We start from the raw sequence: 22712 nt of genomic DNA, 5'->3' as shown, positions 1-22712 counted from the left end.
GGGAAATTACATGAGCAAGGCGAACGAGCGCAGGCAGGGGATGTCCAGCGTGCGTACGAGTGGTCCGGTGTTGGGGGGCATCTTGCTGTTGCTGGCCGTCTGGTTCGGCTGGAACAGTTATGCGCAATGGCGCCAGGATGCGGTGGCGCAAGGGCTGGAGCAGGCACGCGACCGCGCGGTGCAGGACGTGGGCCAGGCCATGGCCACGCAGGCCAGCGGGCTCGATGCGGTGCTCAAGCAGCCGCCGGTCATCGCGGCGTTGGCCGGTGGCGACGCGCTGGCGGCCGCATCGGCCATCCGCGAGCGTTTCAAAGGCGCCGAGGATGTCCAGGTGCTGCCTGGCGACCTTGCCGCGGCCTATGCCAACCCCAAGGATTTCGGGTACGCGCGTCTGAGCCTGCTCGAATCGGCGCAGGTGGCCGACCGTGCGCAGGTCCGGGTCGTGCGCGACGCCAAACAAGTCCGCCTGGGCGTGGCTGCCGCGGTGCGCCTTGGCGGGCAGCCGGCGGTGGCGTATGCGCGGTTGCCGTTACTGCGCCTGACCGGCCCGCTGGATGCGATTGCGGCGCCAGACAGTGCCTACCTGGCCGTGCGCCAGGGCAGCTACAACGTGGCCCAGCAGGGCGACGTGGCACTGGCCGATGTGGCCGAAACGCTGGCCAGGCCGCTTGGGAACAGCGGCTTGCGCGTGGCTGCGGCAGTGCCGCAAGGCGATAGTGGCCCACTGGGTCTGGGCACCGTCGGTTGCGCCATCGTGGCGGCACTGCTGCTGATCATTGCGGTGCTGCTGGTGCTGGCCAGCCGGGGGCAGGTGGCCTTGCCGCGGCGTCGGGTGGCTGACCAATCCAGTGTCGATGAACCCACCTTCAGTCAGAGCCTGCAGCACGACGCCAGCGTTGCCAGCGAAGCACGCGCGCTGGACGCCGAGGCATCGCCAGCACCGCCAGCGCTGGTGCCGGCGGTGCAGGTCGCCGCCGAGATGTTCCGTGCCTACGACATCCGCGGCGTGGTCGGCAAAGACCTCAACCCCGGCGTTGCCGCCTTGATCGGCCAGGCCATCGGCAGCGTGATGCAGGCGCAGGGACTGCGCGATGTGGTGGTCGGTCGCGACGGCCGGCTGTCCGGGCCGGAGCTGAGCAACGGCCTGATCGAAGGCCTGCGCCGCGCCGGCTGCAACGTCACCGATATCGGCCTGGCACCGACGCCGGTGGTGTACTTCGGCGCCTACGAGCTGCGTGCCGGCAGCTGCGTGGCGGTGACCGGCAGCCACAATCCACCGGACTACAATGGCTTCAAGATCGTGATCGGCGGCGAGACCTTGTCCGGCGCGGCCATCGCCGAACTGCACCAGCGCATCAACGAAGGCCGCCTGCATACCGCCGCCACGCCTGGCGAACTGGAACAGCGCGACATCGGCGATGCCTACATCCAGCGCATCGCCGACGACGTCCAGCTCGATCGCCCGATCAAGGTGGTGGTGGACGCCGGCAATGGCGTGGCCGGTGAGATCGCACCGCGCCTGCTGGAAGCGATCGGCGCCGAAGTGGTGCCGTTGTACTGCGATATCGACGGCTCCTTCCCCAACCATCACCCTGATCCGAGCGAGCCGCACAACCTCAACGATCTGGTGAAGATGGTGCAGCGTTTCGATGCCGATATCGGCGTGGCGTTCGATGGCGATGCCGATCGCCTGGGCGTGGTGACCAAGGAAGGCGCGATGGTGTTCCCCGACCGCCTGCTGATGCTGTTCGCCGCCGATGTACTGCAGCGCAACCCTGGCGCACTGGTCATCTACGACGTGAAGTGCACCGGCAAGCTGTCCGACTACGTATTGCGCAACGGCGGTAGTCCGCTGATGTGGAAGACCGGGCATTCGCTGATCAAGTCCAAGATGCGCGAGACCGACGCCGAACTGGCTGGCGAGATGAGTGGGCACTTCTTCTTCAAGGAGCGCTGGTACGGCTTTGACGACGGCATCTACGCCGCCGCACGCTTGCTGGAAATCCTGGCCCAGCGCGAGCAGACGCCGTCCGAGGTGCTGGATGCCTTGCCTGAAAGTGTCTCCACGCCGGAGATCAAGGTGCCGGTGGAAGGCGATGCGCATGCGCTGGTCGCGCAATTTGTCGCGCGTGCGCAGACCGGCGAAGAATCGCCGTTCGAATCGGCGCGGCTGTCGACCATCGATGGACTACGTGCGGACTTCATCGACGGCTGGGGGCTGGTACGCGCCTCCAACACCACCCCGATCCTGGTACTGCGGTTCGAAGCCGACAGCGAAGCCGCCTTGCAGCGGATTCGCACGCTGTTCCGCAACGAACTGCAGACGTTGTTGCCGGAGCATCCCCTGGCGTTCTGATTGCCGGATCCGGAGACCGTCCGCTGCGTTGCCTGTGGAGCGGCAGCGCAGCTGGGCCGGTGCGCGACGCGGCGGTCCGTCATCCGGCATCGCGTCGGCGTACGCGGTCACCCGTGTGTTCCACCTGTTCCAGTCGCTCAGCACGACCGCGTTGCGTGGTGATCGATGCAGCGTCATGACCGTCAGGCAATAGCCATACTGCGTCCCAGTACGGATACCCGCCCACCTGCTCGGCTAGCCCTGCCCGCAGGGGCAATGCGACCAGCATGCGGGCGAACTGTCGATGATCGCTTAGCAGCGGGAGCGCCGACACCTGCATCTGCGGCTGCCACACCGTTCCCCCACGCCCGCGTGCGCGATTGACTGCATCGGCAGTCCTCAGTCGCGCCGTCGCGGCCAATTGCAGCAATGCCGACCTGCTCGGTGCCTGCAGCAACCCGCACCACGTGTCAGGCAATAGCACCCAGCACAGCAACCGCGCACCTTGCCAATGGCGGGGCAGTGCCAGGCTGGCCGCCGCAGCGCGAGCGCAGCGCCAGTCCGCGAACAACGGCACGTGCTGATGCGTGGGCAGCCGCAGATGCCAATACGCGGCTTCAAGCGTCGGCGTGGACGGGGGGCGATGACGGAGCGCACTGGACATGTTCACAGGTTGCCAGCGACGCAGGAGCGGCAAGATCGGCGGGCACCCCATCATCGCGTCGGCCGCGCGCGCAGTGGCGTGTCCGAAAAGCAGGCATCAGCGGTCAGCGATATCGCCACGCCTTCGGCACTCTGCGCTGCATCGGGTGGATGCCCCGGATCACGTCAATGCGCGCAGGCGCTCATCAATCACCATGCATCACACCCCAAAACCTGGCCAGTGAGATGCAATGCGCCCGGATCGCTTTCGTACGTCGAGGCATCGCCAACGACGATCGATCACCGGAAATGACATGCAGCAATGCGCTTTGCAGTAACACGCACCCGGATCGTCTCGACCCGCCACGGTGCTCACCTACAGCGTTCGATCACCGGCAACTCTCCGGACCAGGCGATTCGAATCCCGAATCCCCGCCTCAATGACCGGCCCTATCCCGTTTCCACCCACGATGCTTCACATCCAGATACAGGCTGTAAAACGCCGTAAACGCCGGGAACAGGTTCTGCAGCACACCGACCGAATCCTGCTTGGCCGAAAACACGAAATAGCTCAGCGTCATCAAGCTGCCGACCACGCTCATGTACCAGAACAGGCGCGGAATCACCGGCTTGCCGGCGCGCTTGGAGGCGACGAACTGCACCAGCCAGCGGCCGCCGAACATCAGCGCGCCGACATAGCCGATCAGCTTCCACCCGGTCACGTGGATGCCGGTCCAGTACAGCCAGGTCAGTTGTTGGTCGAGAAAGGACGGGTCCATCAGCGTTCCTGCACCACGGTGCGCTTGCTGCGGGTGATCAGCCAGGCCACACCGCGCAAGTCGCGGATGCCGACCAGGGCGCGATTGAGATTGTTGTACTTGGACACGCCGGCGGTGCGGTGGCGATGGTTGACCGGCACGCTCACCGTGCGCCAGCCGGCGCGCTGCATCAACGCCGGCAAATAGCGGTGCATGTGGTCGAAGTAGGGCAGGTCCAGAAATGCCTCGCGCTCGAACAGCTTGATGCCGCAGCCGGTGTCGGGCGTATTGTCGCGCAGCATGCGCGAGCGGATCGCATTGGCCCATTTGCTGGCCCAGCGCTTGGAGCCAGAATCCTGGCGATTGACCCGCCAGCCGGCGAACAGCTTCACCTGCGCCTGCGCCTGGCTGCGCGCGATCAGCAGCTTGGGGATGTCGGCCGGGTCGTTCTGGCCGTCGCCATCGAGCGTGGCGATCCAGCTGGCGCGTGCGGCCTTCACCCCGCTGCGCACCGCCGTGCTCTGGCCGCTCTGGGTCACATGATGCAGCACGCGCAGTTCCGGTGTGGTGCTCTTCAGGCCTTGCAGCACTGCGAGCGTGTCGTCGCGCGAATGGTCGTCGACATACACGATTTCGAAGGCCACCACGCCACGCAGGGCGCTGACGATTTCGCCCACCAGCGTGGCGACGTTATCGCGCTCGTTGAATACCGGGACGACGACGGACAGCTGAGGTTGGCTCATGGTTGCAGGGTGGCCGGATGAAGGCTGAGCGAAAAAGATCGGGCATTGTGCCCTGACTCTCTGAGTCAGGCATGAAGCATGCACGCGTTATGCGCATTGGAACGGTTGGAAGCAGCCTGTAGCGAATGGTAGGGATGTGGCAAGGCTGCAAAGGCGTGGGCTTGCGGGCCGATCACGCGTCCTCTTCCGGCGCAGCGTAGTTGGCACGCACCGCCATGTGCATTGCCTATCTGCCATGCGGTCGTACGTCAGGACGGCTGGACAGTACGCCCTGCATCTGGCTCGCATGGCAGCCCCCGCGCCCCACGCTAGCGCGCCCCATCGACGCCCACGTGCAACCCTGCAGCAAACCCCGCCAAGCGCTAGGCGCGCTCGCCGAAATACTGCCGGCACCAATCCACGACCTGCGGCAGCCCACGCTCGACCGGGGTCGCCGGATCGAATCCGAAGGCGGCCTGCGCACGCTGCGTATCGGCCATGGTGCGGATCATGTCGCCCGGCTGCATCGGCCGGTAGACCTTCTCGGCCGGGCGGCCGGCGGCCTGCACGATCACGTCGATGAAGTACTCCAGCTCCACCGGCGTGTGGTTGCCCAGGTTGAACACACGGTGCGGCACCGGCGCGTCGCTGGGCGTGTCCAGCGCGCCCAGTACACCGGCCACGATATCGTCGACGAAAGTGAAATCGCGCTGCATCTTGCCGTGGTTGAACACCTCGATCGGCCGCCCCGCCAGCACCGCACGACTGAAGATCAGCGGTGCCATGTCCGGCCGGCCCCACGGCCCGTACACCGTGAAAAAGCGCAGGCCGGTCGCGCGCAGGCCATACAGCTGCGCATAGGTGTAGCCCATCAATTCGTTGGCGGCCTTGGTTGCCGCATACAACGAACGCGGTTGGTCCACGCGCTGGTCTTCGGAAAACGGCGGGGTGGCCGAATCGCCGTAGACCGAACTGCTCGAGGCATACACCAGGTGCTGCACGCCGCGGTGCCGGCACAGCTCGAGCATGTTGACGAAGCCGACCAGGTTGCTGTCGACGTAGGCGTGTGGGTTTTCCAGCGAATACCGCACGCCCGCCTGCGCGGCCAGATGCACAACGCGGGTCGGCTGGATCTCATCGAACAACGCGGCCAGGCCCTCGCGATCGGTCAGGTCCAGCCTGCGGATATCCAGGCCTGGGCACAGCGTCGCCACCCGGTCGTGCTTGAGCTGCGGGTCGTAGTAGCTGTTGTAGTTGTCCAGCCCCACCACCGTCTCGCCGCGGGCCGCCAGCGCGCGGCAGGTGTAGGCACCGATGAAACCGGCAGCGCCGGTGACGAGAATGGTCATGGCTGTGATCCTGGGAAATGCGGAAACAAAAGGCGGGCGCTGCGGATGCGCACGCGCAGCGCATCGCGGGCACCGCCGCCAGCGGGTCCGGCATCCCGATGCTGCCCACGCGCCTGCGGTGCGCCTTGCGCCATGCGCGATTCATCGTGCTCGCAGCTCACACCAGGCGCAAAATAAAGTTTGCAGCGCGCCATGCGTCTTCGCTCACCGCAGGGCGAGCGGTGCTTCGCTGGCAAGCTTGGCCTTGCGCTCGGCGCTGAACTTCCACCACGGCTGCGCCGCCTCGCCTTCCATGAAGCGCACGATCGACAGGAACACATCGATCACGCAGGGGTCGTGCAGCACGCCGGTGCGCAGGCATAGCTGTGCGTGCATGTCGTAGGCATCGCGTCCGCGCAGCTGCGCAGGCACGCGGATGCCGATCAGGCGCAGGTCCTTTTCGCAGGCCGGCCCGACGTTGGGCAAATCGGTCAGCTGCAGCAGATGCTGGCGGTCCACCTTGGCGGGATTCATGGCCGACGAGGATCCTGTTGGATGTGCAGGCGATTAGCTGCGCTGCATGCGCAGGCGTTCGAGCACGCCGTCCAGCGTGTCCAGATCGGTGTAATGGATCACCAGCTTGCCCTTGCCGCCGCGGCCGTGATTGAACACCACCTTGGTGCCCAGCGACTCGGACAGTTCGGTTTCCAGCGAGGCGATATCGGCCTGTGGGGCCACCGGCGCCGGCTTGCCCTTGCGCAGCGAGCCGGGCACCTTGCCGGCAGCGAACTGCTGCGCGCGGTGTTCGACTTCGCGCACCGACCAGCCCTGGTCGGCCGCTTCCTGTGCCAGCTTGCTGGCCAGCTCCGGCGCCAGGGTGAGCAGCGCGCGCGCGTGGCCCATTTCCAGCCGGCGGGTTTCCAGCAACACGCGAATGGCCACCGGCAATTCCAGCAACCGCAGCAGATTGGAGACCGACGCACGCGAGCGTCCCACCGCGCCGGCGGCCTCGGCATGGGTCAGCGAAAATTCGTCGATCAGCCGCTGCAGCGCCTGCGCTTCTTCCAGCGGGTTGAGGTCTTCGCGCTGGATGTTTTCGATCAGCGCCATCGCGATGACGGTGCGGTCGTCCAGCTCGCGCACCACCACCGGCACTTCGGTCAGCCCAGCCAGCTGCGAAGCGCGCCAGCGGCGTTCGCCGGCCACGATCTCGAACTGCGCCGGTGCCAGCTCGCGCGCCACGATCGGCTGGATCACGCCCTGCGCCTTGATCGACTCGGCCAGCTCGGCCAGCTTGATCTCGTCCATCTCCCTGCGCGGCTGGTACTTGCCCGGCTGCAGCTGGGCCACCGGCAACTGGCGCAAGCTATCGCCAGGCTGCAACGCCTCTTCGCTGGCCGCACCGGGTGCCGCTGCCGCCGCCGCGCCCTTGGGCCCCAACAGCGCTTCCAGGCCACGGCCCAGGCCACGCTTCTTTGCGGGGATCGGCTTGTTCATCAGACGGTCTCCACGGGCCGGACGGCCTTGTTGCGGTCGTTCTGGCGGCGCACGATCTCACCGGCCAACCCCAGGTAGGCCACCCCGCCGCGCGAGGTGCGGTCGTAACCGACGATGCTCTGGCCATGGCTGGGCGCCTCGGCCAGGCGCACGTTGCGCGGCACGATGGTGCGAAACACCTTGTCGCCGAAATGCTCGGTCAGCTCGGCCGATACCGCGTTGGCCAGATTGTTGCGGATGTCGAACATGGTGCGCAGCACGCCTTCGATTTCCAGCGCCGGGTTGAGGTTGGCACGCAGCGCTTCGATGGTTTCCAGCAGCGCGGTCAGCCCTTCCAGCGCGTAGTACTCGCACTGCATCGGCACGATGATGGAATCGGCCGCGGTCAACGCATTGAGCGTGAGCAGCGACAACGCCGGCGGGCAGTCGATCAGGATGAAATCGTACTCGTCGCGGATCGGCGCCAAGGCGCGCTTGAGCCGCTGCTCGCGTTCGCCCTGGTCCATCAGCTGAATCTCGGCGGCGGTCAGGTCGATGTTGCCTGGCAGCAGATCGAAGCCTTCCGGCGCGGTCACCCGGATCTGCGCGGCGGTGTTTTCGCCCAGCAGCAGATCGCAGGTGGAGGCGGCCACATCGCGCTTGTCGATGCCGCTGCCCATGGTGGCGTTGCCCTGCGAGTCCAGATCCACCAGCAATACACGCTTGGGCGCGCGCGCCAGGCCGGCCGCCAGATTGACGGCGGTCGTGGTCTTGCCGACGCCGCCCTTCTGGTTGGCAATGGCGATGATCCGGGCCATGCGGGAGAGCCTCGTGGGCGAAGAGTAAGACCGGCCATTATGCGGGCAGGGCGCCGGATCGGGAAATGCCGCCCGCGGCGGTGCGCCGCACGGCCGGGATGACGCAAGCGCCGCTCAGCCGGCGGGCGGGGCGCTGGCGGGTGGCTCCTTCATGGCCCGGTAGCGCTGCAGGATGTCGGCGATCTCGCTATCCAGCGCTACCCGCTGCTGCTCGAAGCTGATCTGCAGACGCAACTGCGCCATCAAATCGCGATGGCGCTGCTGGATGTCGCCGGCCAGCTTGTCGGCCACTGTCTGGCCGGCCAGCTCGCGGTCGCCGGCGCTGCGCAGCAGGCTGGCCAACCCTTCGCGCAGGCTGGTCACATTGAAGCGCGCGGTATGGATGTTGTTGTCGACGATGGCGATGCGCTCGTTGAACACCCGGCGCAGGTCGTCCTCGCTCTGGTACGACATCAGCATCGCCTGGTCGGTACGCTGGCGCGTCTGCTCGGCGGCCAGATCGGCCTGGCGTTGCTGCTCGATGGCCGCAGCAGCAGCGCGCTCGTCGCTGCTCATCGCCCGCTGCACCTCGGCGCTACGCATCCCGCTCTTGACGTTGAATTCGTCGCGCGCCTGGTTCACCGCCTCCGGGGGCAGCGTATCGCTGCACACGCGGGCGCCGTTCTGGTTCCAGCAATACAGCTTCTTGGCGGCCGGCTTGTCTTGCGCACCGGCCGGCGCAGCCATGACCAGTGTCGCAGCGACAGCCGCCGCAACGGCGAATAATGCCGAACGTGTGTGTATTGGCATCGTCGCAGCCCCCTGTCGCCTGCCGTCAGCCTGTGGTCTCGGTCCCGTAGCGGCCACGATAGGCCAGCAGCGGTTCCTGGAAGCCCACAAGGTCGGCGTTTCCTGCCGCAAAAGCAAGCAGGTCGCCCAGGTTGGCTACCGCGATCACGGGAATGCCGGCCTCGGCTGCCACCGCCTGCGCGGCGGAGCGGCGGTCCTGATCGGACGCGATTTCCTGCCGGTCCAGTGCCACCACGATCCCCGACGGCGTTCCGCCAGCGGCGCGGATGATGGCCAGCGCCTCGCGGATCGCCGTGCCGGCGGTGATCACGTCATCGACGATCAACACCTTACGGCCGGCCAGCGGCGCGCCGATCAGGGTGCCGCCTTCGCCATGGTCCTTGGCTTCCTTGCGGTTGAACGCCAGCGGCAGGTCGCGCCCGCGCCCGGCGTAGGCGCACGCCAGCGCGGTCGCCAACGGGATGCCCTTGTAGGCCGGCCCGAACAACAGGTCGAAGTCCACGCCGGCGGCATCGATCGCATCGGCATAGCACTGCGCCAGCTGCGCGGTCTTGGCGCCGGAATCGAAGCGCCCGGCATTGAAGAAGTACGGGCTGAGCCGCCCGGACTTGAGCGTGAACTCGCCAAAGCGCAAAGCATCGGCGCCCAGGGCCAGCTGCAGGAAACGGGTGCGGTGGTCGGTCATTGGCCAGGAATGGGGAATAGGGAATCGGGAATGGTAAACGCATCGCGCGCCGGCAGCCTTCCGCATGCGTCTGGGGTAGGCTTTACGATTCTCCATTCCCAATTTCCCATTCCCGGCCCCTATGCGCATCATCAGTTTCAACGCCAACGGCCTGCGCTCGGCCGCCAGCAAGGGTTTCTTCGCATGGTTCGCCGCCCAGGACGCCGATGTGCTGTGCGTGCAGGAGACCAAGGCCCAGGAGCACCAACTGGCCGGGCCGGACTTCCTGCCCGCCGGTTACAAGGCCTGGTTTCGCGACGCCAGCACCAAGAAGGGCTATAGCGGAGTGGCGATCTACAGCCGGCACGAGCCCGACGAGGTGCGTACCGCGCTGGGCTGGCCGGAGTTCGACGAAGAGGGGCGCTATATCGAAGCGCGCTTCGGCAACCTCAGCGTGGTGTCCTTCTACATCCCCTCCGGTTCCTCGGGCGAGTTGCGCCAGGACTACAAGTTCCAGGTGATGCAATGGCTGCGGCCGATCCTGGACGAATGGCTGGCCAGTGGCCGCCAGTACGTGCTGTGCGGCGACTGGAACATCGTGCGCACGGCGCTGGACATCAAGAACTGGAAATCCAACCAGAAGAATTCCGGCTGCCTGCCGCCCGAGCGCGACTGGCTCAACGGCCTGTGTGCCGACGCGCCAGAAGACGCCAGCGCCGCCGACGGCCGCGGTTGGGTCGACAGCTACCGCGTGCTGCATCCGCAGGGCCAGGACTACACCTGGTGGAGCAATCGCGGCGCGGCGCGCGCCAACAATGTGGGTTGGCGCATCGACTACCAACTGGTCACCCCCGGCCTGCGAGACACCCTGAAGGCTTGCTCGATCTACCGCGAAGAACGCTTCTCCGACCACGCGCCGTACATCGTGGATTACGCGCAGTGAGGCAGGTCAAGGCTGCGATTTCCGTCACATCGCGTCAGCCTATTACGGAATGGGGCGAACACCTCGCCGGCGATATCGCCACCTGGACGCACCTTGGCCATTGCAGCACGCGCGGTGGCTCTCATTCGCCATTACGCAGTGTGCCGATGCCGCTCAAAACGTTCGTCCTCGGCACGGGCGCGCGTCGTCGGGGTGCTGCACAGACCGCTCAAGACAAGACGCTTGACGCCATGACGATCGTCCGCGGCGGGCTGCATGCGGCGGTGCGGTGGGCCGCGCCGGCCACGACCACTGGCGTTCGTTCTCGCCCGTGTGACGCATGACCACGTCCGCACCTAGCTATAAAGGCTGGCGTGGTATCCAGCGCGCCTTCGCCACGCCCTCGGCGGCGACCCTGGCGCTGCTGGGTTTCGGCAGCGGCTTGCCGTTTCTGCTGATCGCCTCGCAGACTTTGTCCGTCCGATTGCGCGATGTAGGGCTGGACCTGCAAGACATCGGCTTTATCAGCCTGGCCAGCTTTTTCTATCTCCTCAAGTTTCTATGGGCGCCGCTGATCGACCGCTACGCGTTTCCGCTCACTGCGTTTCTGGGGCGTCGTCGCTCCTGGCTGCTGGTGGCGCAGATCGGCGTCACCATCGGCCTGTTCGCGCTGGCATTTTCGCGCCCGGATCTGAGCGTGACCGGCCTGGTCGGCTGGGTGCTGTTCGCCTCGTTCTGGGGGGCCACCCAGGATTCTGTCGTGGATGCGTACCGCATCGAAGTCGCACCGGATTCCGCACAGGCTGCGTTGGCGGCGACCTACACGCTGGGCTACCGCATCGGGCTGATCCTGGGCGGCGCGGGCGCGCTGTACATGGCCGAATACCTTGGTTGGACATGGGCGTATGTCGGCATGGCTGCACTGATGCTGGTGCCGATCGTCACCACCTTGCTGTGCCGCGAGCCCGACCGTCCCGAGGCGACAGTGGTGCGCCGAGTCGATGTTTCAGGTGCCTTCTGGCAACCGATTTCCAGTTTTTTCTCCAGCAATGGGCTGGCGCTGGGCATCGCGCTGCTGCTGTTCGTAGGCCTGTACAGGTTTCCCGATCAGGTGATCGGCGTCATGGCGGGCCCGTTCTACCTGGATTCGGGCTTCACCAAGGCCGATATCGCCACCGTCTCCAAGCTGTTCGGCGTCTGGATGGGGATTGTCGGAGCCTTCGCTGGCGGTGCCGCAGTCGCCGCGTTCGGGTTCCGGCGCATGTTGCTGGTGGCCGCGTTGGGGGTGGCCTTGTCCAACCTGGCGTTCCTGCTGATGGCGCATAACCCCGGCAAGCTGTGGGCGTTCTATGCCGCGCTCAGTGCCGATAACCTGTTCCAGGGTTTCGCCGCCTCGGTGCTGGTGGCTTTCATGTCCTCGCTGACCGACCGCAACTTCACCGCAACCCAGTATGCGTTGCTGGTCTCGCTAGCCAACCTGCCGGGCAAGTTCGCCGGTGCCGTCTCCGGGTCCGTGATTAATGCGACCTCCTACAGCACCTTCTTCATCCTCAGCGCCCTGACCGTCATTCCCACCTTGCTGCTGTTGGCCTGGTTGTGGCCGCGGCTATTGGCGCACGACAGGCGGCCGGATTGAAACGTCCGCCAAGGTTGCCGATGATGCGCGCGGGGCAGCGCATTGCACGAGGCAGGGCATGACCGATCTGGTATTGCGTGACATCGACCCGGTGCTGGTGGACCGTATTCGCCGCATTTCCGTTGCACGTGGCTGGACCCAGCACCAGACTGTCATGCATCTGCTCGAACAAGGCCTGTTCGCCAGCGAATACGAAGTCACCGGCGGCCTGCAGCACCCGGAGGTCGATGCGTTGGCCGAGGCGATTGCCGCGCTCAAGGCGCTGCCGGCGGGAAATAATCCCTAGCGCCGCAGCCGCTCCATCCAGGCTGGAAAAGGCCGACGGGCTCACGCCGGATAGATCGCTCCCAACAGCCGGGGCCCGGCGGCCCCAGTCACCGAGGGCAGATTGGCAGCGCGTCCGGCCATCAACTCGGCTGCCAGCCAGGCAAAGCCCATCGCCTCCAGGTAATCGGGGTCCAGCCCGTACCGCGCGCTGGATTCCACCATCGCGCCCGGCAGCCGCGCCGCCAGTCGGGCCAACAGCACCGGGTTGCGTACGCCCCCGCCGCAGACCAGCACCCGGCGCGTGGTTGGCTGCAGCCGCAGCAAGGCATCGGCCACGCTGGCAGCGGTGAGTTCGAGCAAGGTCGCCTGCACATCGGCAGCATCCAACCGCGCGTTGCCCATCGCCTGCACTGCCCAGTCCAGATGGAATTGCTCGCGGCCGGTGCTCTTGGGTGGTGGCAACGCAAACCACGGATCGGCCAACAGCGCCTGCAGCAAGGCCGCATCGACGCGCCCACTGGCGGCAAACGCACCCTCGGCATCGAACGGTGTGCCGTGATGGCGTTGACACCAGCTGTCCAGCAACGCATTGGCCGGGCCGGTATCGAATCCCCGCACCGCGCCATCGCGCGGAATCAAGGTCAGGTTGCCGATCCCGCCCAGATTGAGCACGGCGCGGTCTTCGTCGCCTGCGCCCAGCATGGCCAGATGGAAGGCGGGCATCAGCGGCGCACCCTGGCCACCGGCGGCAATGTCGCGACGGCGGAAATCGGCCACCGTGGTGATCCCGGTGTGCTCGGCAATCCGGCTGGCATCGCCGATCTGCCAGGTGAACGCCGGGTTCGCGTTGGGCCGGTGGCGGATGGTCTGCCCATGCGAGCCGATCGCGCGAATCTGCCGACGCTCCACGCCACTGTCGCCGATCAACTGATTGGCCGCCGCCGCGAACGCCAGCCCCACCTGCGCGTCCAGCTGGCCCAGCGCATCGATGACCACCGTCTCGGCGCCCTGGCCGAGCGCCACCAAGGTCTCGCGCAACTGCGGCTCCCACGCCACCGTCGTCCCGGCCACCAGTTCGCAGCGGCGGTGGGTGGCGTCGGCAAAGCGCACCAGCGCCGCATCGATGCCATCGGCGCTGGTTCCCGACATCAGGCCCAGGTACAGGGGGGAGTCAACGTGTTCCAAGACAGACATGCCGAAGCCAAAAAGACACGGCCGGCCAGCTTGTGCAGCCGTACCCGGTCCGTCAACTGGTGCCGCTTCCCGCAGCAGATGCGCAGCGGGAAATCACCGTCGTAACGGTACCTTCGCGACGTGCATTGCCGACGAGCCGTGAGGCCTGCAAGCCGCAGGCATCTCCAATGATCGTGTCCACGTCATGCGCGGCGGACAGGTCAGGTCGAACGCCGTGGTTGCGTGAAGTGGCTGACGCCGCTGCGCAGCGGTGCAGGAGGTACGCAACCCAGCTCGCCGCGCGGCATGGCTGGGTGCGATGTCAGCTTCGGCGGACCTTGCGCGGTCCAACCACCTCAACGGCCGGCGCAGTCGCCCAGCCGCCCGCAGTCACCCGCGCGACTTGCCCTTGGCAGGCTTGGCGGCGTCGGCGTAGATCAGCTTCTCCATGCCTTCGATGCGCGCCAGCGCCGGCGCCGTCTGCGCGCGGAACGCCGCCAGCTCGGCGCCCTGCAGCGGCTCCGGCGGCGGCATCGTCACCGACATCGGGTTGCGCTGCTGCCCGCCCACGCGGAATTCGTAATGCAGATGCGGGCCGGTCGCCAGGCCGGTCATGCCGACATAGCCGATCACCGTGCCCTGGTTGATGCGCTGCCCGGCCTTGATCTTGCCAAAGCGCGACATGTGCCCGTACAGCGTGCTGTAGTTCTTGCCGTGATCCAGGATCACCACGTTGCCGTAACCGCGCTGGGTCCCGACAAACACCACCCGCGCATCGCCGGCTGCCATGATCGGCGTGCCCGAGGCGGCCGCATAGTCCACACCCTTGTGCATGCGCATGGTGCCCAGCACCGGATGCTTGCGCGCACCGAAGGTGGAGCTGATCCGGCTATAGGCCACCGGCATGCGGATAAAGCTCTTCTTGAGCGGGCGGCCATTGATGTCGAAGTACTCGGCCGGTTTGCCGGCGCGCTCGAAGCGAAACCCCGTATAGGTCTTGCCGCCGGTGGTGAACGTCGCCGCCAGGATGTCGCCGGTGCTGATCCGCTCGCCTTCGCGCCAGGTCTCGTCCATCACCACGCTGAAACGGTCGCCGGGCTGCAGATCCTTGTCGAAGTCGATGTCGTACTTGAAGATCTCGTCGGTCATGATCGCCACCGCCGCCGGCGACAATCCGGATTTGCCGGCCGATGCATACAACGAACTGCTGATCTCCCCGCTGGCAACCACCGTGCGCGTGGTGGTCGCCCGCTCGGTCACGTTCTCGCGCACCGCGTCGCCCAGCAGGCGCAGTTCCACCCGATGACTGTCGTCGCGATCGAAGCGCAGTGCGCGCAGTTGCCCGGGCGTCGGCATGTCGAAGGCGATCTCGGTGCCCGGACGCAGCTTGGTCAGCGCCTCCTTGGTCCCCGGATGCGCCAGTACCTGGTACATCACCGTGGTCGGGATTCCCAGCTCGCCGAACAAGGTACTCAGCGTCTGGCCCGGCTTGACCTGCAGAATTTCCCAATCGGTGCTCGGCGCCAGCTGCTTGCGGCTGGGAATCAGCGGCGGCAACGGCAACGCCAGCGTGGAATGGCTGGAAAGCGGTGTGTCGATGGCGTTGGAAAAACCCGGCACGATCGTTGCCACCAGCGCGCCGATGGTGGCGAACAGGCTGGCGTGGATCCAGTGGCGCCGTGTCCAGCGGTCATTGAATGCCGCCGGCAGATGGGCCTTGAGCTTGCGATGCAGTGCAGTGTCGTGGAGGACGTGGAGGCGTTCGTGAAAGCGCCGCTTGCGTGCACGGCCCTGCTCTGAGTTCTGCATCGTTCAAATTCCTCGCTGGCTCGAAGTGCGAGCCCAATCGCCGGTACCATAGACAGCCTGTAACAGCGCGTCAAACCATTGAGCCTGTTCATTATTTTCACTTGGCGCGGAATTAACCCGCGTTTAACATCATTCACGTTTTTGACGGCAAGCGCCGCTGGAGTCTGTGGTTGGCCACTATCGAAGAATCCCTCGCACTCATCGGCCGCGGCGCCGAAGAGATCCTCAAGCTCGATCAGCTGCAGGCGCGGCTCGCCAGCGGCAAGCCGCTGCGGGTGAAGGCCGGCTTCGATCCCACCGCGCCGGATCTACATCTGGGCCATACCGTGCTGCTCAACAAGATGCGGCAGTTCCAGCAGCTCGGCCATCAGGTGATCTTCCTGATTGGCGATTTCACCGGCATGATTGGAGACCCGAGCGGCAAGAACGCCACCCGCAAGCCGCTCAGCCGCGAGGATGTGCTGGTCAACGCACGGACCTACGAAGAGCAGGTCTTCAAGATCCTGGACCGCGAACGCACCGAAGTGCGCTTCAACTCCGAATGGTTCGGCCAGATGAGCGCGGCCGACATGATCAAGCTCTCTGCCCAGCACACCGTCGCGCGCATGCTCGAACGCGACGATTTCGCCAAGCGCTTCGGCAGCCAGCAGCCGATCGCCATTCACGAATTCCTCTATCCATTGGTGCAGGGCTACGATTCGGTTGCCCTGAAGGCAGACGTCGAGCTCGGCGGCACCGATCAGAAGTTCAACCTGTTGATGGGGCGTGGCTTGCAGGAGCATTACGGCCAGGCGCCGCAGATCGTGCTGACCATGCCATTGCTGGAAGGCCTGGACGGCGTGGCCAAGATGTCCAAGTCACTGGGCAATTACATCGGCATCAACGAGCCGGCCATCGACATCGTCACCAAGACGATGAAGATCGGCGACGCGCTGACCTGGCGCTGGATCGACTTGCTGTCCTTCGATATCAGCCTGGCCGAAGCGGCGCGCCTGAAGGAGCAGGTCGCCTCCGGGGAGTTGCACCCGCGCGAGGTCAAGCTGCGCCTGGCACGCGAACTGGCCACCCGGTTCCACGATGCCGCAACCGCAGAGCAGGCCATTGCCGGCTGGCATGCCGTGGTGACAGGGCAGGGCGACACCAGCCTATTGCCGCTGCAGGAAGTGGTGGTTCCCGCCGAAGGCCTGCGCCTCGCCGGTCTCCTGACTGCCGCCGGGCTGACGCCCAGCAATTCCGAAGCCACCCGCAAGCTCAAGGAGCGCGCGGTCAAGATCGACGGCGAAGTGGTGGAGGATCCCAGTCGCGTCTTCACGCAGGGCTTTGAGGGGGTCATCCAGGTGGGCAAGCGCAATTTTGCTCGCGTGTCGCTCGTGACTTGCTAAGGCGCACCGGGGTTGCTGCAGGTGGGCAATCTCGATGGCCCCCATGTCTTACCTGTTAGATGGAAGTAGAAGTTCCAAGGCCATCAGACGTCTCACGCCAGCATGACTGCGGCGTAGCGCAAATTTTTGGCAATTCCGTGAAGAATTTTTCACAAAACACTTCCCAAATCGGTTCGGCGGGCATATAGTTCGCCTCCCCCGACGCAGCGGCCCGCAAACGCGGACCTGAAGCGGAAAGGGTTCGAAAACTCCTTGAAATTAAGGTGTTGACGAAACGAAAAAGCCGGCTATGATGGGCGGCTCGCTACACGGAAAGACGCTACGGCGGATTGAGGTGCAGCGGCGGCAACTTCCTCTTCACGAGGGGTTGACGAGGATGAAAAGCCTGCTAATATGGCCGGCTCGCTTCGCAGAAAACCTTCGGGTTCAAACGAAGCGGCGTCAACCACCTCGAAATGAGGTGTTGACGGCAAGAAAAAGTCCGCTATAATGGGCGGCTCGCTTCGACGGAAACGACGAAGCTGACGGGGACGGCGATGAGGCCACTTCCCAATGTTCTTTGACAGTGTGCGCAGGTAATTTGTGCGGACGCCTGCAGGAAGGATGATTGTCCATCTTGCAGACGTTTAATCAAGCAACATATTAATTGCTTTGCAAGCGATAAGTTGCCAGTGGTTGGACTTCTGCAGCTAAAGTATTTGCCTTCGGGCATGTAATTTTAAGTGAAGAGTTTGATCCTGGCTCAGAGTGAACGCTGGCGGCAGGCCTAACACATGCAAGTCGAACGGCAGCACAGTAAGAGCTTGCTCTTAATGGGTGGCGAGTGGCGGACGGGTGAGGAATACATCGGAATCTACTCTTTCGTGGGGGATAACGTAGGGAAACTTACGCTAATACCGCATACGACCTATGGGTGAAAGCGGAGGACCTTAGGGCTTCGCGCGGTTGAATGAGCCGATGTCGGATTAGCTAGTTGGCGGGGTAAAGGCCCACCAAGGCGACGATCCGTAGCTGGTCTGAGAGGATGATCAGCCACACTGGAACTGAGACACGGTCCAGACTCCTACGGGAGGCAGCAGTGGGGAATATTGGACAATGGGCGCAAGCCTGATCCAGCCATGCCGCGTGGGTGAAGAAGGCCTTCGGGTTGTAAAGCCCTTTTGTTGGGAAAGAAAAGCAGTCGGTTAATACCCGATTGTTCTGACGGTACCCAAAGAATAAGCACCGGCTAACTTCGTGCCAGCAGCCGCGGTAATACGAAGGGTGCAAGCGTTACTCGGAATTACTGGGCGTAAAGCGTGCGTAGGTGGTGGTTTAAGTCTGTTGTGAAAGCCCTGGGCTCAACCTGGGAATTGCAGTGGATACTGGATCACTAGAGTGTGGTAGAGGGTAGCGGAATTCCCGGTGTAGCAGTGAAATGCGTAGAGATCGGGAGGAACATCCGTGGCGAAGGCGGCTACCTGGACCAACACTGACACTGAGGCACGAAAGCGTGGGGAGCAAACAGGATTAGATACCCTGGTAGTCCACGCCCTAAACGATGCGAACTGGATGTTGGGTGCAATTTGGCACGCAGTATCGAAGCTAACGCGTTAAGTTCGCCGCCTGGGGAGTACGGTCGCAAGACTGAAACTCAAAGGAATTGACGGGGGCCCGCACAAGCGGTGGAGTATGTGGTTTAATTCGATGCAACGCGAAGAACCTTACCTGGTCTTGACATCCACGGAACTTTCCAGAGATGGATTGGTGCCTTCGGGAACCGTGAGACAGGTGCTGCATGGCTGTCGTCAGCTCGTGTCGTGAGATGTTGGGTTAAGTCCCGCAACGAGCGCAACCCTTGTCCTTAGTTGCCAGCACGTAATGGTGGGAACTCTAAGGAGACCGCCGGTGACAAACCGGAGGAAGGTGGGGATGACGTCAAGTCATCATGGCCCTTACGACCAGGGCTACACACGTACTACAATGGTAGGGACAGAGGGCTGCAAACCCGCGAGGGCAAGCCAATCCCAGAAACCCTATCTCAGTCCGGATTGGAGTCTGCAACTCGACTCCATGAAGTCGGAATCGCTAGTAATCGCAGATCAGCATTGCTGCGGTGAATACGTTCCCGGGCCTTGTACACACCGCCCGTCACACCATGGGAGTTTGTTGCACCAGAAGCAGGTAGCTTAACCTTCGGGAGGGCGCTTGCCACGGTGTGGCCGATGACTGGGGTGAAGTCGTAACAAGGTAGCCGTATCGGAAGGTGCGGCTGGATCACCTCCTTTTGAGCATGACGTCATCGTCCTGTCGGGCGTCCTCACAAATTACCTGCATTCAGAGATGCGTATCGGCACAGGCCGGTATGCGAAAGTCCCATCATGGGGCCTTAGCTCAGCTGGGAGAGCACCTGCTTTGCAAGCAGGGGGTCGTCGGTTCGATCCCGACAGGCTCCACCATTTGAGTGAAACGACTTTGGGTCTGTAGCTCAGGTGGTTAGAGCGCACCCCTGATAAGGGTGAGGTCGGTGGTTCGAGTCCTCCCAGACCCACCACTCTGAATGTAGTGCACACTTAAGAATTTATATGGATCAGCGTTGAGGCTGAGACATGTTCTTTTATAACTTGTGACGTAGCGAGCGTTTGAGATATCTATCTAAACGTGTCGTTGAGGCTAAGGCGGGGACTTCGAGTCCCTAAATAATTGAGTCGTATGTTCGCGTTGGTGGCTTTGTACCCCACACAACACGACATATGATCCTGAGGCAACTTGGGGTTATATGGTCAAGCGAATAAGCGCACACGGTGGATGCCTAGGCGGTCAGAGGCGATGAAGGACGTGGTAGCCTGCGAAAAGTGTCGGGGAGCTGGCAACAAGCTTTGATCCGGCAATATCCGAATGGGGAAACCCACTGCTTCGGCAGTATCCTGCAGTGAATTCATAGCTGCTGGAAGCGAACCCGGTGAACTGAAATATCTAAGTAACCGGAGGAAAAAAAATCAACCGAGATTCCCTAAGTAGTGACGAGCGAACGGGGAGCAGCCCTTAAGCTGGAATGGCTTTAGAAAAACAATCTGGAAAGATTGGCCATAGAAGGTGATAGCCCTGTATTTAAAAGGGCCACTCCAGTGAAAACGAGTAGGGCGGGGCACGTGAAACCCTGTCTGAATATGGGGGGACCATCCTCCAAGGCTAAATACTCCTGACCGACCGATAGTGAACCAGTACCGTGAGGGAAAGGCGAAAAGAACCCCGGAGAGGGGAGTGAAATAGATCCTGAAACCGTGTGCGTACAAGCAGTAGGAGCTCGCAAGAGTGACTGCGTACCTTTTGTATAATGGGTCAGCGACTTACTGTTCGTGGCAAGCTTAACCGTATAGGGGAGGCGAAGGGAAACCGAGTCTGATAAGGGCGCATAGTCGCGGGCAGTAGACCCGAAACCGGGTGATCTAGTCATGGCCAGGGTGAAGGTGCCGTAACAGGTACTGGAGGCCCGAACCCACGTCTGTTGCAAAAGACGGGGATGAGCTGTGATTAGGAGTGAAAAGCTAATCGAACCCGGAGATAGCTGGTTCTCCTCGAAAGCTATTTAGGTAGCGCCTCATATGTATCCTCTCGGGGGTAGAGCACTGTTATGGCTAGGGGGTCATCGCGACTTACCAAACCATTGCAAACTCCGAATACCGAGACGGACTGTATGGGAGACACACGGCGGGTGCTAACGTCCGTCGTGAAAAGGGAAACAACCCAGACCCACAGCTAAGGTCCCAAATTCACTGCTAAGTGGAAAACGATGTGGAAAGGCATAGACAGCCAGGAGGTTGGCTTAGAAGCAGCCACCCTTTAAAGAAAGCGTAATAGCTCACTGGTCGAGTCGGTCTGCGCGGAAGATTTAACGGGGCTAAGCAGTGAACCGAAGCTTGGGGTGCATAAAACTTGTTTTATGCGCGGTAGAGGAGCGTTCCGTAAGCCTGCGAAGGTGGATTGAGAAGTCTGCTGGAGGTATCGGAAGTGCGAATGCTGACATGAGTAACGATAATGCGGGTGAAAAGCCCGCACGCCGAAAGCCCAAGGTTTCCTTGCGCAACGTTAATCGACGCAGGGTTAGTCGGTCCCTAAGGCGAGGGCGAAAGCCGTAGTCGATGGGAAGCAGGTTAATATTCCTGCACCTCGCGTGAGTGCGATGGAGGGACGGAGAAGGTTAGGTGTACCGGGCGTTGGTTGTCCCGGGGAAAGGCGGTAGGTTTGGATCTTTGGCAAATCCGGGATCCTTTAAGACCGAGCACCGAGACGAGCCTTTTTGGCGAAGTCACTGATACCACGCTTCCAGGAAAAGCTCCTAAGCTTCAGCTCACGAAGACCGTACCGTAAACCGACACAGGTGGGTAGGATGAGAATTCTCAGGCGCTTGAGAGAACTCGGGTGAAGGAACTAGGCAACATGGCACCGTAACTTCGGGAGAAGGTGCACCCTTTTTGGTGGCTCATGCGAGCTATAGCTGAAGAGGGTCGCAGAAACCAGGCCGCTGCGACTGTTTATCAAAAACACAGCACTCTGCAAACACGAAAGTGGACGTATAGGGTGTGACGCCTGCCCGGTGCTGGAAGGTTAATTGATGGGGTCAGCCGCAAGGCGAAGCTCTTGATCGAAGCCCCAGTAAACGGCGGCCGTAACTATAACGGTCCTAAGGTAGCGAAATTCCTTGTCGGGTAAGTTCCGACCTGCACGAATGGCGTAACGACAGCGGCGCTGTCTCCACCCGAGACTCAGTGAAATTGAAATCGCTGTGAAGATGCAGCGTTCCCGTGGCAAGACGGAAAGACCCCGTGAACCTTTACTATAGCTTTACACTGAACGTTGAGTTCGTCTGTGTAGGATAGGTGGGAGGCTATGAAACTGTGGCGCTAGCTGCAGTGGAGCCATCCTTGAAATACCACCCTGTCGTGCTTGACGTTCTAACCTAGGTCCGTTATCCGGATCAGGGACCGTGTATGGTGGGTAGTTTGACTGGGGCGGTCTCCTCCTAAAGAGTAACGGAGGAGCACGAAGGTACGCTCAGCGCGGTCGGACATCGCGCACTGTGTGCAAAGGCATAAGCGTGCTTGACTGCAAGATCGACGGATCAAGCAGGTACGAAAGTAGGTCTTAGTGATCCGGTGGTTCTGTATGGAAGGGCCATCGCTCAACGGATAAAAGGTACTCCGGGGATAACAGGCTGATACCGCCCAAGAGTTCATATCGACGGCGGTGTTTGGCACCTCGATGTCGGCTCATCACATCCTGGGGCTGTAGTCGGTCCCAAGGGTATGGCTGTTCGCCATTTAAAGTGGTACGCGAGCTGGGTTCAGAACGTCGTGAGACAGTTCGGTCCCTATCTGCCATGGGCGTTGGAAGTTTGAGAGGGGCTGCTCCTAGTACGAGAGGACCGGAGTGGACGAACCTCTGGTGTTCCGGTTGTCACGCCAGTGGCATTGCCGGGTAGCTATGTTCGGAAGCGATAACCGCTGAAAGCATCTAAGCGGGAAGCGCGCCTCAAGATGAGACTTCCCGGGGCACAAGCCCCCTAAAGGAACCATGTAGACTACGTGGTTGATAGGTCAGGTGTGTAAGTACAGCAATGTATTGAGCTAACTGATACTAATGATCCGTGCGGCTTGACCATATAACCTCAAGTTGCCTTGGTCCCAACGAACGTTGGTAGATCATCAAATGCAAGCTACGTCACAAGTTAACTATGCGAGACTGCGCGCCGTACGCGCTTCCCTTCGCAAGAGCCTGCACATCCATGTGCAGACTTTTGAAGAGAAGCAAACACTGGCGACGCTCCAACCGTCTCCCTGGTGAAATTAGCGCTGTGGAACCACCCGATCCCATCCCGAACTCGGAAGTGAAACGCAGCTGCGCCGATGGTAGTGTGGCTCAAGCCATGCGAGAGTAGGTCATCGCCAGGGGCTTTACCCGAAACCCTCAGTCCAATCGAATGAGGGTTTCTTTTTGCGCCGAATTTGAGGA

General features: G+C 62.7%; 16 protein-coding genes, 2 tRNA genes and 3 rRNA genes. 10 read left to right on the top strand and 11 right to left on the bottom strand.

Annotated elements, in window-relative coordinates:
- Nucleotides 1-10: 10 nt before the first annotated feature.
- Complete coding sequence (locus J7360_RS12835; RefSeq protein WP_099804772.1) at nt 11-2356, top strand: phosphomannomutase/phosphoglucomutase; 2346 nt, start codon at nt 11-13, stop codon at nt 2354-2356.
- Nucleotides 2357-2435: 79 nt separating this feature from the next.
- Here J7360_RS12835 and J7360_RS21415 read toward each other — a convergent pair whose 3' ends face one another.
- The 9 genes from J7360_RS21415 to pyrE form a co-directional block, all read right to left on the bottom strand.
- Nucleotides 2436-2999, bottom strand: coding sequence for a hypothetical protein (locus J7360_RS21415; RefSeq protein ID WP_042675175.1), 564 nt, complete (start codon nt 2997-2999; stop codon nt 2436-2438).
- Between the two features lie 415 nt (nt 3000-3414).
- The gene (locus tag J7360_RS12830; RefSeq protein ID WP_005914402.1) at nt 3415-3756 is read right to left on the bottom strand and encodes a lipid-A-disaccharide synthase N-terminal domain-containing protein; all 342 of its coding nucleotides are present in this window, start codon (nt 3754-3756) and stop codon (nt 3415-3417) included.
- Nucleotides 3756-4478, bottom strand: a complete 723-nt coding sequence (locus J7360_RS12825; protein WP_003489074.1) for a glycosyltransferase family 2 protein — start codon at nt 4476-4478, stop codon at nt 3756-3758. Before J7360_RS12825 ends, J7360_RS12830 begins: the two co-directional genes overlap by 1 nt.
- A 362-nt stretch (nt 4479-4840) precedes the next feature.
- Complete coding sequence (locus J7360_RS12820) at nt 4841-5806, bottom strand: NAD-dependent epimerase/dehydratase family protein (protein ID WP_057660410.1); 966 nt, start codon at nt 5804-5806, stop codon at nt 4841-4843.
- Nucleotides 5807-6010: 204 nt separating this feature from the next.
- Nucleotides 6011-6319, bottom strand: a complete 309-nt coding sequence (locus J7360_RS12815; RefSeq protein ID WP_003489070.1) for a helix-hairpin-helix domain-containing protein — start codon at nt 6317-6319, stop codon at nt 6011-6013.
- A 33-nt stretch (nt 6320-6352) separates the two neighbouring features.
- Entirely contained in the window at nt 6353-7282 is a 930-nt protein-coding gene (locus J7360_RS12810) for a ParB/RepB/Spo0J family partition protein (protein WP_022560182.1), read from the bottom strand.
- On the bottom strand, nt 7282-8079 hold the full coding sequence (locus tag J7360_RS12805; RefSeq protein ID WP_005914407.1) for an AAA family ATPase: 798 nt from the start codon (nt 8077-8079) through the stop codon (nt 7282-7284). Before J7360_RS12805 ends, J7360_RS12810 begins: the two co-directional genes overlap by 1 nt.
- Nucleotides 8080-8193: 114 nt before the next feature.
- Nucleotides 8194-8805 (bottom strand): hypothetical protein, encoded by a 612-nt coding sequence (locus J7360_RS12800; protein WP_057660406.1) that lies wholly within the window; start codon nt 8803-8805, stop codon nt 8194-8196.
- Nucleotides 8806-8893: 88 nt separating this feature from the next.
- Nucleotides 8894-9553: an orotate phosphoribosyltransferase gene (gene pyrE / locus J7360_RS12795; protein ID WP_209034003.1), complete on the bottom strand. Its 660-nt coding sequence runs from the start codon at nt 9551-9553 to the stop codon at nt 8894-8896.
- 121 nt (nt 9554-9674) lie between these two features.
- On the opposite strand from pyrE, the gene J7360_RS12790 reads away from it, so the two are divergent.
- The 3 genes from J7360_RS12790 (at nt 9675) to J7360_RS12780 (ending at nt 12376) form a co-directional block, all read left to right on the top strand.
- Complete coding sequence (locus tag J7360_RS12790) at nt 9675-10475, top strand: exodeoxyribonuclease III (RefSeq protein WP_005930855.1); 801 nt, start codon at nt 9675-9677, stop codon at nt 10473-10475.
- Nucleotides 10476-10794: 319 nt separating this feature from the next.
- Nucleotides 10795-12090: an MFS transporter gene (locus J7360_RS12785; RefSeq protein WP_007964123.1), complete on the top strand. Its 1296-nt coding sequence runs from the start codon at nt 10795-10797 to the stop codon at nt 12088-12090.
- Nucleotides 12091-12148: 58 nt separating this feature from the next.
- A complete protein-coding gene (locus J7360_RS12780; RefSeq protein WP_003489057.1) occupies nt 12149-12376 on the top strand; it encodes a hypothetical protein in 228 nt (75 codons plus the stop codon).
- Nucleotides 12377-12417: 41 nt separating this feature from the next.
- On the opposite strand, the gene J7360_RS12775 is transcribed toward J7360_RS12780, so the two are convergent.
- Together J7360_RS12775 and J7360_RS12770 are read right to left on the bottom strand one after the other, a co-directional pair.
- Nucleotides 12418-13551 (bottom strand): anhydro-N-acetylmuramic acid kinase, encoded by a 1134-nt coding sequence (locus J7360_RS12775; RefSeq protein WP_057660402.1) that lies wholly within the window; start codon nt 13549-13551, stop codon nt 12418-12420.
- A gap of 369 nt (nt 13552-13920) precedes the next feature.
- The gene (locus J7360_RS12770) at nt 13921-15339 is read right to left on the bottom strand and encodes a M23 family metallopeptidase (protein ID WP_007972656.1); all 1419 of its coding nucleotides are present in this window, start codon (nt 15337-15339) and stop codon (nt 13921-13923) included.
- Between the two features lie 170 nt (nt 15340-15509).
- Here J7360_RS12770 and tyrS point away from each other — a divergent pair, with 170 nt between their 5' ends.
- The 6 genes from tyrS to rrf all read left to right on the top strand — a co-directional run bounded on the left by tyrS (nt 15510) and on the right by rrf (nt 22651).
- Nucleotides 15510-16721 carry a tyrosine--tRNA ligase gene (tyrS, locus tag J7360_RS12765; protein WP_057660398.1) on the top strand — a complete coding sequence of 404 codons (1212 nt, stop codon included), beginning with the start codon at nt 15510-15512 and terminating at the stop codon, nt 16719-16721.
- 719 nt (nt 16722-17440) lie between these two features.
- A 16S ribosomal RNA gene (locus J7360_RS12760) occupies nt 17441-18988 on the top strand.
- A gap of 95 nt (nt 18989-19083) precedes the next feature.
- Nucleotides 19084-19159: transfer RNA gene (locus tag J7360_RS12755), tRNA-Ala, on the top strand.
- 18 nt (nt 19160-19177) lie between these two features.
- Nucleotides 19178-19254, top strand: a tRNA-Ile gene (locus J7360_RS12750).
- Nucleotides 19255-19481: 227 nt separating this feature from the next.
- A 23S ribosomal RNA gene (locus tag J7360_RS12745) occupies nt 19482-22362 on the top strand.
- Nucleotides 22363-22536: 174 nt separating this feature from the next.
- Nucleotides 22537-22651: ribosomal RNA gene (gene rrf / locus J7360_RS12740) — 5S ribosomal RNA — on the top strand.
- The 16S, 23S and 5S rRNA genes sit together here with 2 tRNA genes alongside, the layout of an rRNA operon.
- The last annotated feature ends 61 nt before the right edge of the window (nt 22652-22712 follow it).

Source organism: Xanthomonas sp. D-99 (assembly GCF_017746145.1).
Taxonomy (GTDB): Bacteria; Pseudomonadota; Gammaproteobacteria; order Xanthomonadales; family Xanthomonadaceae; genus Xanthomonas; species Xanthomonas cissicola.
Note: the sequence above shows the minus strand (reverse complement) of the source record. Positions and strands in the feature narration are given on the sequence as shown.